Here is a 14,108-nt window from a genome sequence, read left to right as displayed (position 1 = left end):
GCCGGCGTGCGCCGGGCCGCGGGCAGGGACTGACGAGCCGGGCCGGCGCGGTGGTCGCGCCGGCCCGGACGGAACAGGTCAGCTCTTCGTCTCGATCTCGGCGCGGAGCTTCGGGAACTCCTTCTTCACCGCGCCCGCCTTCTTGAAGTACCACATCAGCATGCCGATGCTGCCCTCGTCGGCCCAGCTGCAGACGGCCACGTCGATGCCGGAGGCGTCCGCGGTGCCGCACTTGGCGGCGCCACCGAGGTCACCGGTGTCGGCGGCGGTCAGGTTCTTGACCTCCAGGCCGCCGATGCCGATGCCGGCGAAGGTGCCGGCCAGGGCCACATCGGGCTTGTCGATCTTGGTCTCGATGCCGATCGCGATGACGATGTTCTCGGTGCCCAGCTTTCCGTAGAACGAGCCGAAGGTGTTGCCGGCGTCCTGATAACCGGAGGCGAGGCCCTTCTCCATCTCCTTGGTGAGGTCCGCGAACTGGCCGTCGTTCAGCTTCGGGCGGCCGCCCAGCGTCTTGGGCTCGGTGATGGTGATCTTCGACGCCGGTTCCGCCGGTGCGTCCTCGGTGGCGCGCGGGGAGGCGCCGGCTGACGAGGCGGCGTTGAGCTTCGCGTCGGCTTCGTCGACCGCGTCCTTGCCGATCATGTAGAGCGCCGCGATGCCGCCGACGCAGAGGACCAGGACGACGGCCACCACGCTCAGAATGATGGGTACGGTCTTGGACTTCTTCGGCGGCGGCGGGGGCGGGAACGCGGAGCCACCGTACTGAGGGGCGCCGTATTGAGGGGCGTTGTATTGAGGGGCACCGTACTGCGGGGCGCCGTACTGCTGGGTGGGGTCGGGCTGGGCGAAGGGGGGCGGCTCAGGCGCTCCGAACGGTGCGGGCGTGCCGTAGGGCGGGGCCGACTGCGGCGAGCCGTAGGGCGGGCTGGACTGCGGCGTGCCATAGGGCGGGCCGGACTGGGGTGCGCCGTAGGACGGGTCTGCCTGCGGCGGAGTGCCGTAGGGCGGGGGTGGCTGGGGGGCTCCGAACGGAGGCACCGCGCCGGGCTGCCCGGAGGCGGGGTAGGCAGGGCCAGGCTCACCCGGCTGAGGGGGGTATGTCATCGACGCTCCACTGTCCGCGAACTCGGTGAATCTCTATCGGCGGCGGGGAGTCTGCCATGAGGGTCCGACAGCCGGGTAAACGGCCGGAACGGCGAATGCTCCCGCACCGGACGGCCCGGGAGCATTCGGTCGGGAAAATTTTCAGGCGCGGACGTTCGCCACGCCGTCCGGCAGGAACCGCTTGCCGGTGATCCGCTCGGAGGTGCCGCTGCGGTCCAGGTACGGCGTGACGCCACCGAGATGGAACGGGTAACCGGCGCCGAGGATCATGCACAGGTCGATGTCCTGGGCCTCGGCGACCACGCCCTCGTCGAGCATGAGCCGGATCTCCTGGGCCAGGGCGTCGAGTGCCTTCTGGCGTACCTCGTCGGCGGTCAGCGGCGCCGAACCGGTTTCCAGCAGCGCGACCACCTCGGGGTTGATCTCGTCGTCCACCATGACCGGCAGGCCGGCGTCGACGATCTTCTTGAGGTTGGCCGAGTCGACGAACCGATCCGGGAACGCCGCGTGCAGCGTCTCGCCGACGTGGTACGCGACCGCCGGGCCGACCAGCTGGAGCAGCGCGATCGGCCGCATCGGCAGGCCCAGCGGGTCCATCGCCACGTTGACCACGTCGAGCGGGGTGCCCGCGTCGACCGCCTGGAAGATCTCGCTGGTGACCCGGGTGAGCAGACGGTTGACCACGAACGCCGGGGCGTCCTTGACCAGCACCGACGACTTCTTCAGCTGCTTGCCGACCTCGAACGCGGTGGCGAGGGTGGCGTCGTCGGTCCGCTCGCCCTTGATGATCTCCAGCAGGGGCAGGACCGCGACCGGGTTGAAGAAGTGGAAGCCGACGACCCGTTCGGGGTGCTCCAGATCGGCCGCCATCGCGGTCAGCGACAGCGAGCTGGTGTTGGTGGCGAGGATCGCCTCCGGCTTGACGATCTTCTCCATCTCGGCCCAGATCTGCTTCTTCAGATCCAGGTTCTCGAAGACCGCCTCGATCACGAAGTCGGCGTCGGCGAACACCGACTTGTCGACCGAGCCGCTGATCAGACCGCGCAGTTTGGCCGCGGTGCCCTCGTCCATCCGGCGCTTGCTCACCAGCTTGTCGATCTGGCCGGTGACGTACTCGATGCCCTTGTCCACCCGGGCCTGGTCCAGGTCGGTGAGGACCACCGGGACCTGAAGGCGGCGCAGGAACAGCAGGGCGAGCTGTGAGGCCATCAGGCCGGCGCCGACGATGCCGACCTTGGTGACCTTCCGGGCCAGGGACTTGTCCGGCACCCCGACCGGCCGCTTCGCCCGGCGCTGGACCAGGTCGAACGCGTACAGACTGGCGCGGGACTCGTCGCCCATGATCAGGTCGGCGAGCGCCTGGGTCTCGGCCGCGGTGCCGTCGGAGAAGGACGCCTCCTTGGCCAGGGCGAGCAGTTCCAGGGCCTTGTTGGCGGACGGGACCGCGCCGTGCAGCTTCTCGTCGAGCTGGTTCTTGGCGAACCAGAGCACGCCGTCCCACATGTCCCGGTCGATCTCGGGACGCTCGACGGTCACCTCGCCCTTGACCACGCCGGCGGCCCAGGCGAGCGAGCTCTCCAGGAAGTCGGCGGCCTCGAAGAGCGCGTCCGCGACGCCCAGCTCCTTGGCGTCCTTCGGCTTCAGGACCTTCTGGGTGAGCGGGTTCTGCAGGATGACCTGCGCCGCGCCGGGCACGCCGATCAGGTTCGGCAGCAGCTGGCTGCCGCCCCAGCCGGGCACCAGGCCGATCGCGACCTCGGGCAGGCCGAGCGCGGCCGCGCCGGTGGAGACGGTGCGGTAATGGCAGTGCAGGGCGACTTCGAGGCCGCCGCCGAGCGCCGCGCCGTTGACGAACGCGAAGGTCGGGATGTCGCTGTTCTTGAGGCGCGCGAAAACCCGGTGGCCGAGCTCGCCGAGCTCGACGGCCTGCTCACGGGAGGTGATCAGCGGCATGCCGGTGATGTCGGCGCCGACGCAGAAGATGTACGGCTTGCCGGTGACCGCGATGAACGCCGGGTTCGCGCCGGTGGCGGCGGTGATCGCCTCGTCGAGGGACGTCAGGCCGCCCGGGCCGAAGCTGTTCGGCTTCTTGTGGTCGAAGCCGTTGTCCAGCGTGATGAGCGCGGCGGGCTTGTCGAGACCGGGCACCTGCACCAGGCGGACGATCGCCTTGGTGATTACCTCGTTCGGGTTGTCGATCACCGCGCTGTGTTCCCTTCGAATCCGACCCACGCGGGGTTCTCCCAGATCACGGTGCCGCCCATGCCGATGCCGATGCACATGGCGGTGAGGCCGTAACGGACCTCGGGGTGCTCGGCGAAGTGCCGGGCGAGCTGCGTCATCAGGCGCACGCCGGAGGACGCGAGCGGGTGACCGATGGCGATCGCACCGCCCCACGGGTTCACCCGGGGGTCGTCGTCGGCGATGCCGTAGTGGTCGAGGAACGCGAGCACCTGCACCGCGAAGGCCTCGTTCAGCTCGAACAGGCCGATGTCATCGATGGTGAGGCCCGCCTTCGTCAGGGCCTTCTCGGTCGACGGGATCGGGCCGTACCCCATGATCTCCGGCTCGACGCCGACGAAGCCGAACGACACCATCCGCATGGCGACCGGCAGGCCGAGCTCACGGGCGGTCGCCTCGTCGGCGAGCAGGGCCGCGGTGGCGCCGTCGTTGAGGCCGGCCGCGTTGCCCGCGGTGACCCGGCCGTGCGGGCGGAACGGGGTCTTCAGCGTGGCGAGCTTCTCCATCGAGGTCTCGCGCGGCGCCTCGTCCATGGTGGCCAGGCCCCAGCCCAGCTCGGCGCTGCGGATCGCGACCGGGACCAGGTCCGGCTGGAGCTTGCCGTTCGCGTACGCCTTGGCGGTCTTCTCCTGCGAGCGCAGCCCGTAGGCGTCCACCCGCTCCTTGGTGATCTGCGGCAGCCGGTCGTGCAGATTTTCCGCGGTCGCGCCCATCACCAGGGCGGACGGGTCGACCAGCTTCTCGGTGAGGATCCGCGGGTTGGGGTCGACGCCCTCACCCATCGGGTGCCGGCCCATGTGCTCGACGCCGCCGGCGATCGCGATGTCGTACGCCCCCATGGCGATGCCGCCGGCGACGTTGGTAACCGCGGTCATCGCGCCGGCGCACATCCGGTCCACGGCGTAACCGGGGACGGTCTTCGGCAGGCCGGCCAGCAGCGCCGCGGTGCGGCCGATGGTCAGGCCCTGGTCGCCGGTCTGCGTGGTGGCCGCGATGGCGACCTCGTCCACACGCTCCGGCGGGAGCTGCGGGTTGCGCTTCATCAGCTCTCGGATGCAGCGGATCACCAGGTCGTCGGCGCGGGTCTCGGCGTACATGCCGCCCGCCTTGCCGAACGGGGTGCGGACGCCGTCGACGAAGACGACCTCGCGTACTTCACGGGGCACAGCAAGCCTCCTTGCGGGCGTGAACCCAAATGTGTCGGCAATGCTACTCGTGAGTAACTAGAGGCTGCCAGGGCATCCGCGAATTGGTCACACCGGCTGTCAGGCCGGTTCGGCGAGCGCCTCCGCGAGCTGCTCGCCGAGGAGGCCGACCTGCCAGTTGCGGGCACCGAAACCGAGCAGCGTGTCGCTCACCGTCCGCTCGCTCACCTCGTCCGGCGGCGACCAGGCCAGACGCCGGACGAAGTCCGGACTCACCAGGTTCTCCGGCGGCAGGTTGTGCTTCTCGGCGGTGCTGACCACGACCGCGCGGCACCGGATCAGCCGGGCGGCGGCGACCGGGTCACGCTCGGCCCAGCGGTGCGGCGGCGGCGGGCCGTCGACCGGCTGGTTCACCGGCAGCGCGTCGTCCGGCAGCGAACGGGCCTGATCCAGCGCGTCCAGCCAGATCTTGGCCAGCCGGCGCACCGAGCGGCCGCCGAACCCGGGAATGGCGAGCAGGGTGCGCTCGTCCTTCGGATCCGCCTCGGCCGCGGCCACGATCGCCGAGTCCGGCAGCACCCGGCCGGGCGCCGAGTCACGGCGGGCGGCGATGGTGTCCCGTGCGTACCACAGGGCCCGCACCCGGGACTGGGCCCGGGCACCGCGCACCCGGTGGATGCCGGAGGTGCGGCGCCACGGGTCGGGGCGCACCCGGGGCGGCCGGTCCGCGCTCGCCACCAGCGCGGCGAACTCCTCGGCCGCCCACGCCGTCTTGCCCTGCCGCTCCAGCTCCGCGGCGAGGATGTCGCGCAGCTCGGTGAGCAGCTCGACGTCCAGGGCGGCGTAGGTGAGCCAGGACTCCGGCAGCGGCCGGGTCGACCAGTCCGCCGCCGAATGGTGCTTCTCCAGCGAGAAGCCGAGCAGCTGCTCGGTGAGCGCGGCCAGGCCCACCCGCTCGAACCCGGCCAGGCGCGCGGCCAGCTCGGTGTCGAACAGCCGGCGCGGCCGGAATCCCAGCTCGGCCAGGCACGGCAGGTCCTGGCTGGCGGCGTGCAGCACCCACTCGGTGTCGGCCAGCGCCGCGTCCAGCGTGCGCAGGTCTTCCAGCGGCAGCGGGTCGAGCAGCACCGTCCCGGACCCGGCCCGGCGCAGCTGCACCAGGTAGGCCCGCTGGGTGTAGCGATAGCCGGAGGCTCGTTCGGCGTCCACCGCGACGGGTCCGGTGCCCGCGGCCATCCGGGAGACCACCTCGGCCAGCTCGGCCTCGGTCTCCACCGGACGCGGGGTGCCCTCGCGGGGCGCGGTCAGCGGGGTAGCCTCGGGACCGCCAGAATTCGGGTCGGGCGGCACTGCGTGCGGTCCGTCTGCTGTGTCCGGCGAGTCCCGACGGCGCAGGGGTGCTTCGTCGGTCACTCCGTAACCGTACGGGGGTGGTGCCCTTGCCGCGCGCAGCCGGGTACCGGCGCGTCATTTCTCGATCTTTCAACTGACCTCATCCGCTCGGCGTTCTGCTGCGTATCACCTGTCGCAGCGCCGAAACCTGGGGAGGCCGCGCCGGATGTCCGCCACTTACGAGCCATTCACCCCCGCCAACGGTTCCGACCGACACCGTGCGGAGGGGCGAGGGCGGACTTCCTGGGACACCGGGTACGCCGAGCCGCGGGACCAGCCCCAGCAGGACCCGTGGGCGGGAACGTCGCCGGCGGACCAGTGGGCGCAGCCGGACCGGTGGTCCCGGTCCGAGGAGCAGCAGTGGCAGCAACCCGACCAGCAGCAGTGGCAGCAACCGCAGGCGCAGCCGCAGTCCCACTGGCCGGAACCGCAGCACCAGGGCCGGCACTGGCAGCAGGATCAGCAATGGGCGGGCGCGCGGCACGACCAGCAGCGGGCCGCCGGACAGCATGACCAGCAGTGGGCCGGTCACGACCGGCAATGGGCCGCCGCGCAGCCGCAGCAGCAGTGGGCCGGGGCCCAGCCCTCGCCGCGCGCCGAGGCGACCGGCCGCGGCGGTCGCGGCCGCCTGCTGATCATCGGCCTGGTCGCGGCGTTGTTGCTGGTCTCCGGCTGGCAGGCGTTCCGGGTGGAAAGCATGATCAACCGAAGCGGGGAGCTGGCCGACGCGGTCGCCGGCTCGCAGGGCCGCACCCAGGACCTGGAACGGCAGCTCGCCAAGGTCTTCGACTCGGAGGGCATCTCGGCGGCCGCGCTGCCCAGCGTCTTCCGGGTCCGCGCCGGCGAGTTCACCGGCACGGCGTTCGCCGTCGGCCGGACCGGCAGCGGCGAGACCAACCTCTTCACCAACTACCACGTGATCGAAGAGGTCTTCAAGAGCGGCGACCGGCAGGTCTCCCTGGAACGCGGCACCACCCGCATCGAGGCGACCATCGTGAAGGTCGCCGCCGCCAAGGACCTCGCGCTGCTCCGCACCGACCGCGAGATCAAGGGCCTGGCCCCCGCCGCCGGCGAGGTGAAGCCCGGGCAGCAGGTGGTCGTGATCGGCGCCCCGCTCGGCCTCGACGACTCGGTGACCACCGGCGTGATCAGCGCTTACCGCCCGGACGACCAGGCCGGCCCCACCATCCAGTTCGACGCGCCGATCAACCCCGGCAACTCGGGCGGCCCGGTGGTCAACTCCAGCCGGCAGGTGGTCGGCATCGCCACCGCCAAGGCTCGCGACGCCGAGGGCATCGGCCTGGCCATCCCGATCGAGACGGCCTGCGACACGATGGACGTCTGCGGCAACAACTGAGCCGGGCCTGCGGGGTGCCCACCCACTTCAGCCCGGCGGCCGCGCTGCGGCCCGGACCGGGCAGGCAGCTCGCGTGGTAGCCACGGGACCAGTCCCGAGCGTACAAAAAAGGTTTCCAGAAATGCGCCAAGAGTGCGGCTCAGTCGTGGCGTGAGGTGGCGCGGAGGTGGCGTCAGGAGGCCGGGGCGCGGTGGCGGTCGGCGAGCGACGACACGCCGGGCGGTGGCAGGCCCGCCGTCGACGAGAGCATCGCGCACCACCCGCGGAGGTGGGCGCCGAAGTTCCCGGACGTGGGGGTCCACGAGGCGCGGACCTCGAGATCGGCGGTCGGGGCCGGGCCGGCGAGCTCGCCGAAGCGGGTGGAGGCCGTCTGGGTGACGGTGCCGCCGATCGCGGTGTGTGCCGCGGCGTGCTGTTCCAGGCCGTCGGTGAGCCACGTCCAGGCGACGGCGGGCAGCAGCGGGTCGGTGGCCAGGTCGGCCTCGAGTTCGGCGGTGACCAGGGTCACCAGCCGCAGATCACCGCGCCAGGCCTCGTGGCCGGCGGGCTCGTGGAGCAGGATGAGCCGCCCGCTGGCGACCTCGTCGCCGCCGCGCAGGACGGTGGCGCTCAGGGCGAACGAGTACGGCGCGAGGCGCTGGGGCGCGGCGATCTCCTCGAGGAGGATCTCCGGCCGCGGCGATTCCGCGCGCAAGTCGGCCACCGCGCGGGTGAACGCCTCGGGGGCAGCGGAGGGGGACGCCATAGGGGAAGGGTATGCCGATCTACCGGTTGGTCCGTGGTCGCCGCGCCGCCGGGCCGGTTCACTCACGTGTCACCATGACTCGGTGACCGTTCTCGAGGATTCCCCTTTCGTTCGTGCGTGCCGTGGGCTGGACGGCCCGCACACGCCGGTGTGGTTCATGCGGCAGGCCGGGCGCTCGCTGCCCGAGTACCGCAGGATCCGCGAGGGGATCGGCATGCTGGACTCGTGCCGGCGACCGGATCTGGTCACCGAGATCACGCTGCAGCCGGTGCGCCGGCACGGGGTGGACGCGGCGATCCTGTTCAGCGACATCGTGGTGCCGATCGCGGCGGCCGGCATCGACCTGGACATCGTGGCCGGCACCGGCCCGGTGGTGGCCGAGCCGGTGCGTGCCGAGTCGGATCTGGCCCGGCTGCGGCCGATCACGCCGGCCGATGTGGACTTCGTCGCCGAGGCGGTGAAGATGCTGGTCGGTGAGCTGGGGACGACACCGCTGATCGGTTTCGCGGGTGCGCCGTTCACGCTGGCCAGTTATCTGATCGAGGGTGGTCCGTCGCGGACCTACCTGAAGACCAAGGCGATGATGTACGGCCGGCCCGAGCTCTGGAACTCCCTGCTCTCCCGGCTGGCCGAGATCACGCTGACGTTCCTGCGCACCCAGGTGGAGGCCGGCGTCAGCGCGGTGCAGTTGTTCGACTCATGGGCCGGGGCGCTTTCCGAGGCGGATTACCGCCGGTTCGTCCTGCCGCACTCCGCTGCGGTGCTGAGCGGGCTGGCCGATGCCGGCGTGCCGCGGATCCACTTCGGGGTGGGCACGGCGGTGCTGCTGGAGGCGATGGGCGAGGCCGGCGCCGACGTGGTCGGGGTCGACTGGCGGACGCCGCTGGACGTGGCGACCCGGCAGATCGGGCCGGACAAGGCGGTGCAGGGCAACCTGGACCCGGCGATCCTCTTCGCCGGCTGGGACGTCGTGGAACGCGAGGCCCGGCGGGTCCTGGAGCAGGGGCACGCGGCGCCGGGTCACGTGTTCAACCTCGGTCACGGCGTGATGCCGGAGACTGATCCCGACGTCCTCACCCGGCTGGTGGCGCTGGTCCACGAGGCCTCGGCCCGCTAGGTCACAGTGGCGGACCCCGGCGAGCGGGCGCGGGGCCGGCCTGGGAGTGTGAGAAACGTGCGAAAGCGGATCGCGGTCATCGGCGGCGGCATCGCCGGTCTGGCGGCCGCCGTGCGCCTGCGGGACCGCGTCACCGCGAACACCGAGATCATCGTGTACGAGCAGGGCGGCGCCCTCGGCGGCAAACTCCGCACGGGCGAGCTGGCCGGTCTGCCGGTCGAGCGGGGCGCCGAGTCGTTCCTGGCCGGCGCGCCCGACGGCGGTGACTCGGCGGCCGTCGCCCTGGCCCGGCGGCTCGGTCTCGGCGACGCGCTGGTGCATCCCGCGCCGCGGCCGGCCGCGCTGTCGATCGGCGGGGAACTGACCCGGATCCCGGCCGGGACGCTGGTCGGCGTCCCCGGTGATCTGTCGGCACTGGACGGGGTGGCGCTGCCTGCCTCGGACGCGGACCGCGACCTGGGCGCCCCGCTGCTGGCGCCGGGGCAGGACGTGGCGGTCGGTGAGCTGGTGCGCGCGCGGTACGGCGATCAGGTGGTGGACCGGCTGGTCGACCCGATGCTCGGCGGGGTCTACGCGGGCCGCGCCGACCGGCTGTCGCTGCGCGTGACGATGCCGCAGCTGGCGCGCACCGCCGAGACGGCGCACACGCTGCGCGACGCGGTCCGGGCGGCGCAGGCACAGTCGCGGCGGACGCCGGGGCGGCCGGTGTTCGCGGCGGTGGACGGCGGGATGAGCCGGCTGGTGGCCGCGGCTGCGTCGGCCGGTGGGGCCCGGATCAGCCTGGGGCTTCCGGTGCGGGTGCTCACGCGTACCGCGCGGGGCTGGCATCTGACGCTCGGCCCGGCGCCGATGCCGCAGACCGACGAGGTCGACGCGGTGATCCTGGCGGTTCCGGCGAAGCCGGCCGCCCGGCTGCTGACGGACGCGGCGCCGGAGGCGGCGCAGGCGATCTCCACCTTGGAGTACGCGAGTGTGGCGCTCGCCGCGATGGCGTTCCCGCCGGGCACCGAGCTTCCGGAGCTGTCCGGGTTCCTGGTGCCGCCGGGGGAGGGCACGCTGGTCAAGGCGGCGACCTTCTTCACTGCCAAGTGGCCGCACCTGGCCCGGCCGGACGGTCCGGTGATCGTGCGGGCGTCGCTGGGGCGGGCCGGCGAGGAGGAGCACCTCCAGTCGAGCGACCAGGCGTTGTTCCGGCGGGCGCTGTCGGAGGTGGGCCGGCTGGCCGGGGTGGAGCTGCCGGAGCCGGAGCAGTTCTGGATCCAGCGCTGGGGTGGCGGCCTGCCGCAGTACGCGCCGGGACACGCCGGCCGGGTGGCCCGGGCCCGGGCGGCTCTGCCGCCGGGAGTGGCGCTGGCCGGGGCGGCGTTCGACGGCGTCGGCATCCCGGTGTGTGTGGCAAGTGGTGAGCGTGCGGCCGACGATGTGGGCAAGTACCTGGAGGAAAGATGAGCGAGCAGACCAACGCGGCGCGGATCAACGAGCTGAACGCGACCATCCGGTACACGATGTGGTCGGTGTTCCGGGCCGCTACGCCGCTGCCGGCACTCCGCGACGAGCTGGCCGGTGAGGTCGACGCCCTCTTCGAGCAGCTCGGTGGCAAGGACGTGACGATCCGCGGCACCTACGACGTGTCCGGGCTGCGGGCCGACGCCGACGTGATGGTCTGGTGGCACGCGAGCACGCCGGACGCGCTGCAGGACGCGTACGGGCTGTTCCGGCGCACCGGTCTGGGCCGGCACCTGGAGCCGGTCTGGTCGCAGATGGCCCTGCACCGCCCGGCCGAGTTCAACCGCAGCCACCTGCCGGCGTTCCTGGCCGGTGAGGAGGCCCGGGCGTACATCTGCGTGTACCCGTTCGTGCGGTCCTACGAGTGGTACCTGCTGCCGGACGCCGAACGCCGGCAGCTGCTGGCCGAGCACGGGCAGATGGCCCGGCCGTACCCGGACGTGCGGGCCAACACGGTGGCGTCGTTCGCGCTCGGCGATTACGAGTGGATGCTGGCGTTCGAGGCGGACGAGATGCACCGCATCGTGGACCTGATGCGTGACCTTCGGGCGTCCGGCGCGCGGCGGCACGTGCGGGAAGAGGTCCCGTTCTACACGGGCCGCCGGCGCTCGGTCAGCGAGCTTGTGGCGAACCTGCCTTAAGGGACCTTTCGCATCGGCACGTGGGGGATGCCGTCCTCCAGGAACTCCGGCCCGGTCTGCTCGAAGCCGTAACGGGCGTAGAAGTCCTTCAGGTGCGCCTGGGCGTCGAGCACGCTGGGCCGGTTGCCGATGACGGTCAGCGCCTCGGTGACCAACCGGCCGGCCAGCCCGTTGCCGCGGGCGTCCGGCGCGGTGACGACGCGCCCGATCCGTTCGGTGCCGCCGTCCTGGAGCACCCGCAGGTACGCCCGGACAGCCTTGTCCCGCTCGAACCACAGGTGCCGGGTTCCGGGCTCCAGGTCCCGGCCGTCCAGGTCCGGGTACGCGCAGTCCTGTTCGACCACGAACACGTCGGAACGCAGCTTCAGGATGCTGTACAGCGTTGTGGTGTCGAGGTCACGGAACGAGGCGACTCGCAGCTCATCGTGTGGTTCCGGATGCATCGCCACAAGATACGCGGCGTGTCCTCACCTTTCAGCCGGTCCTGCCGTTATACCGATTGAGGGGCCATCCGTGGAGAGGACGTCATGATCAAGCGCAGCAAGCTGTTCGGCAGCAAGACCCGGGTGACGTTCGCGCTCCCGGCAGACGAGCCGGCCGGCACGGTCAGCGTGGTCGGTGACTTCAACGACTGGCAGCCCGGCAAGCACGAGCTCCAGGCGCGCAAGAACGGCACCCGCACGGTGAGCGTCCCGCTGGAGCCCGGCCGGTACGCCTTCCGGTACCTCGCCACCGACGGCGTCTGGTTCGACGACGAGCAGGCCGACGGGGTCGGGCCGCGGGGCAGCGAACTCCACCTATAAAGGTTTCACGTCCCCCGCCGAGGAGATTTGCTTGACCCGACAGGCAAATCTTTCTGGGGAGACACCGTGGCGGACGTCAAGCTCGCGATCATCTATTACTCGTCGACCGGAACCGTGCACCGCATGGCGGAGCGGCTGCGGGAGGCGGGCGAGAAAGCCGGCGCGGAGGTGCGGCTGCGCCAGGTGAACGAGCTCGCGCCGGCCGAGGCGATCGCGTCGAACGCGGCCTGGAGCCAGCACTTCGACAAGACCAAGGACGAGCCCCGGGCGACCGCGGACGACGTGGTCTGGGCGGACGCGGTGCTCTTCGGCACGCCGACCCGGTACGGCAACGTGGCCAGCCAGCTGAAGCAGTTCCTCGACACCCTCGGCCCGCAGTGGTCGCAGGGCCAGCTGGCCGACAAGGCGTACGCCGGGTTCACCGCCACCATGACCGCGCACGGCGGCCAGGAGTCGACGCTGCTCGCGCTCTACAACACGATCTACCACTTCGGTGGCCTCGTGGTGGCGCCCGGCTACACCGACCCGCTCAAGTTCGCCGACGGCAACCCGTACGGCGTGTCCCACGTGACCGGCGGCAGCAACGACGCACCGCTGACCGACGTGCAGTTCGCGGCGCTGGACCACCTGGCGCGCCGGGTCGTCACGATCGCGGGACGGTTGCGCGGCTGAGCCGTCCCGGGCGATACGGTTCTGGCCATGGCCGTCGACACCCAATACGAAGAACTGCTCCGCCGCGTGTTGGAGACCGGCACGCCGAAGAGCGACCGCACCGGAACCGGGACGCGGAGTCTGTTCGGCGAGCGCCTGCGATACGACCTGTCGCAGGGGTTCCCGCTGATCACGACGAAGCGGGTGCACTTCAAGTCCCTGGCCGTGGAACTGCTGTGGTTCCTGCGGGGTGACACCAACGTCGGTTACCTCCGCGACCACGGGGTGACGATCTGGGACGAGTGGGCGTCACCGACCGGCGAGCTGGGCCCGGTGTACGGGGCGCAGTGGCGCTCCTGGCCCTCGTCGCGCGGCGACGTCGACCAGATCTCCGCGCTGCTGGAGACGCTGCGCAGCGATCCGGACTCGCGCCGGATGATCGTGTCGGCGTGGAATGTCTCCGACCTCCCGGACATGGCGCTGGCGCCGTGTCACGCGCTGTTCCAGTTCTACGTGGCCGACGGCCGGCTCTCCTGCCAGCTCTACCAGCGCAGCGCCGACCTGTTCCTCGGGGTGCCGTTCAACATCGCGAGCTATGCGCTGTTGACCCGGATGATCGCGGACCAGGCCGGGCTGGCGCCGGGGGACTTCATCTGGGTGGGCGGGGACTGCCACATCTACAACAACCACGTGGAGCAGGTGACCGAGCAGTTGAGCCGGGAGGCGTACGCGTTCCCGGAACTGGAGATCGCGCCGCGGCCCAGCCTGTTCGACTACGAGTACACCGACTTCACGGTCGTGAACTACCGGCACCACCCGGGGCTGAAGGCGCCGGTGGCGGTGTGAGCGTGCACCTGATCTGGGCGCAGGCGCGCAACGGCGTGATCGGCGCCGGTGGCGCCATCCCCTGGCGCCTGCCGGGGGAGCAGCGGATGTTCAAGGAACGGACGATGAACGCCACCGTGGTGATGGGGCGGGCCACCTGGGACTCGCTGCCCGAGCGGGTCCGTCCGCTGCCGGGGCGGCGCAACGTGGTGCTCACCCGCGATCCGGACTGGAAGTCGGCCGGTGCGGAGGTCGCCCACTCACCCGATGAGGTCACCGGGGACGACTTCTGGGTGATGGGCGGCGCCGAGATCTACCGTGCGTTCCTGCCTCGGGCCTCGCACATCGTCCGCACGACCATAGACTTCGATGTGGAGGGCGACACCTACGCGCCGGACCTCGGCCCGGAGTGGGTCGCCTCGGCCTCCACCGGGTGGCTCACCGTGGCCGGCGGTCAGCGCTACGTGGTCGAGGACCTGGTGCGCCGAAATACATAGGGAGGCCCAAGCCGGGACCAGCGGGAGGTATGTATCCTTCTCGTCCATTGGGCCGCCGAGGAGTCTTCACGTTCCGGCGGA

The 14,108-nt window shown here is 71.5% G+C and carries 14 protein-coding genes; 8 read left to right on the top strand and 6 right to left on the bottom strand.

Features of this window, described 5'->3' with window-relative positions:
• Positions 1-78: 78 nt before the first annotated feature.
• The 4 genes from AC0NH5_RS01375 to AC0NH5_RS01360 form a co-directional block, all read right to left on the bottom strand.
• The gene (locus tag AC0NH5_RS01375; protein WP_474398904.1) at positions 79-1,107 is read right to left on the bottom strand and encodes a hypothetical protein; all 1,029 of its coding nucleotides are present in this window, start codon (positions 1,105-1,107) and stop codon (positions 79-81) included.
• Positions 1,108-1,248: 141 nt separating this feature from the next.
• Entirely contained in the window at positions 1,249-3,309 is a 2,061-nt protein-coding gene (locus AC0NH5_RS01370; protein ID WP_474398902.1) for a 3-hydroxyacyl-CoA dehydrogenase NAD-binding domain-containing protein, read from the bottom strand.
• On the bottom strand, positions 3,306-4,514 hold the full coding sequence (locus AC0NH5_RS01365; RefSeq protein ID WP_474398901.1) for a thiolase family protein: 1,209 nt from the start codon (positions 4,512-4,514) through the stop codon (positions 3,306-3,308). The genes AC0NH5_RS01370 and AC0NH5_RS01365 overlap by 4 nt, the downstream gene beginning before the upstream one ends.
• Positions 4,515-4,613: 99 nt before the next feature.
• Complete coding sequence (locus AC0NH5_RS01360) at positions 4,614-5,906, bottom strand: ribonuclease D (RefSeq protein ID WP_474398899.1); 1,293 nt, start codon at positions 5,904-5,906, stop codon at positions 4,614-4,616.
• A gap of 145 nt (positions 5,907-6,051) precedes the next feature.
• Between AC0NH5_RS01360 and AC0NH5_RS01355 the strand changes: the two genes are divergently transcribed.
• Positions 6,052-7,242, top strand: a complete 1,191-nt coding sequence (locus AC0NH5_RS01355; protein WP_474398897.1) for a S1C family serine protease — start codon at positions 6,052-6,054, stop codon at positions 7,240-7,242.
• Between the two features lie 172 nt (positions 7,243-7,414).
• Here the strand turns inward: AC0NH5_RS01355 and AC0NH5_RS01350 are convergent, their stop codons facing one another.
• Positions 7,415-7,987, bottom strand: a complete 573-nt coding sequence (locus AC0NH5_RS01350) for a DUF3000 domain-containing protein (RefSeq protein WP_474398894.1) — start codon at positions 7,985-7,987, stop codon at positions 7,415-7,417.
• A gap of 82 nt (positions 7,988-8,069) precedes the next feature.
• Between AC0NH5_RS01350 and hemE the strand changes: the two genes are divergently transcribed.
• Genes hemE through hemQ form a run of 3 tightly spaced genes read left to right on the top strand, consistent with a single transcriptional unit; the run spans position 8,070 to position 11,251 of the window.
• A complete protein-coding gene (hemE, locus tag AC0NH5_RS01345; RefSeq protein ID WP_474398891.1) occupies positions 8,070-9,104 on the top strand; it encodes a uroporphyrinogen decarboxylase in 1,035 nt (344 codons plus the stop codon).
• A 48-nt stretch (positions 9,105-9,152) separates the two neighbouring features.
• Positions 9,153-10,553 (top strand): protoporphyrinogen oxidase, encoded by a 1,401-nt coding sequence (hemG, locus tag AC0NH5_RS01340; protein WP_474398888.1) that lies wholly within the window; start codon positions 9,153-9,155, stop codon positions 10,551-10,553.
• On the top strand, positions 10,550-11,251 hold the full coding sequence (gene hemQ, locus AC0NH5_RS01335; RefSeq protein ID WP_474398886.1) for a hydrogen peroxide-dependent heme synthase: 702 nt from the start codon (positions 10,550-10,552) through the stop codon (positions 11,249-11,251). The genes hemG and hemQ overlap by 4 nt, the downstream gene beginning before the upstream one ends.
• Here the strand turns inward: hemQ and AC0NH5_RS01330 are convergent.
• Positions 11,248-11,694, bottom strand: coding sequence for a GNAT family N-acetyltransferase (locus AC0NH5_RS01330; protein WP_474398884.1), 447 nt, complete (start codon positions 11,692-11,694; stop codon positions 11,248-11,250). The genes hemQ and AC0NH5_RS01330 overlap by 4 nt on opposite strands.
• A gap of 84 nt (positions 11,695-11,778) precedes the next feature.
• Here AC0NH5_RS01330 and AC0NH5_RS01325 point away from each other — a divergent pair, with 84 nt between their 5' ends.
• The 4 genes from AC0NH5_RS01325 to AC0NH5_RS01310 all read left to right on the top strand — a co-directional run bounded on the left by AC0NH5_RS01325 (position 11,779) and on the right by AC0NH5_RS01310 (position 14,027).
• Positions 11,779-12,054 carry an isoamylase early set domain-containing protein gene (locus AC0NH5_RS01325; RefSeq protein ID WP_474398882.1) on the top strand — a complete coding sequence of 92 codons (276 nt, stop codon included), beginning with the start codon at positions 11,779-11,781 and terminating at the stop codon, positions 12,052-12,054.
• Between the two features lie 66 nt (positions 12,055-12,120).
• A complete protein-coding gene (wrbA, locus tag AC0NH5_RS01320; protein ID WP_474398879.1) occupies positions 12,121-12,726 on the top strand; it encodes an NAD(P)H:quinone oxidoreductase in 606 nt (201 codons plus the stop codon).
• A gap of 27 nt (positions 12,727-12,753) precedes the next feature.
• Positions 12,754-13,551 carry a thymidylate synthase gene (locus AC0NH5_RS01315; RefSeq protein ID WP_474398877.1) on the top strand — a complete coding sequence of 266 codons (798 nt, stop codon included), beginning with the start codon at positions 12,754-12,756 and terminating at the stop codon, positions 13,549-13,551.
• The gene (locus AC0NH5_RS01310) at positions 13,548-14,027 is read left to right on the top strand and encodes a dihydrofolate reductase (protein WP_474398874.1); all 480 of its coding nucleotides are present in this window, start codon (positions 13,548-13,550) and stop codon (positions 14,025-14,027) included. The genes AC0NH5_RS01315 and AC0NH5_RS01310 overlap by 4 nt, the downstream gene beginning before the upstream one ends.
• Positions 14,028-14,108: the final 81 nt, after the last annotated feature.

The sequence above is a fragment of the Actinoplanes sp. 13 genome, assembly GCF_056134165.1.
This window is presented reverse-complemented; position numbering and strand designations above follow the sequence as displayed.

Excerpts from the sequence above, each read along its gene's own strand:
- AC0NH5_RS01375 (WP_474398904.1), bottom strand. The coding sequence starts at position 1,107 with ATGACATACCCCCCTCAGCCGGGTGAGCCTGGCCCTGCCTACCCCGCC.
- AC0NH5_RS01355 (WP_474398897.1), top strand. The coding sequence starts at position 6,052 with ATGTCCGCCACTTACGAGCCATTCACCCCCGCCAACGGTTCCGACCGA.
- AC0NH5_RS01350 (WP_474398894.1), bottom strand. The coding sequence starts at position 7,987 with ATGGCGTCCCCCTCCGCTGCCCCCGAGGCGTTCACCCGCGCGGTGGCC.
- hemQ (WP_474398886.1), top strand. The coding sequence starts at position 10,550 with ATGAGCGAGCAGACCAACGCGGCGCGGATCAACGAGCTGAACGCGACC.
- AC0NH5_RS01330 (WP_474398884.1), bottom strand. The coding sequence starts at position 11,694 with ATGCATCCGGAACCACACGATGAGCTGCGAGTCGCCTCGTTCCGTGAC.
- AC0NH5_RS01325 (WP_474398882.1), top strand. The coding sequence starts at position 11,779 with ATGATCAAGCGCAGCAAGCTGTTCGGCAGCAAGACCCGGGTGACGTTC.
- AC0NH5_RS01315 (WP_474398877.1), top strand. The coding sequence starts at position 12,754 with ATGGCCGTCGACACCCAATACGAAGAACTGCTCCGCCGCGTGTTGGAG.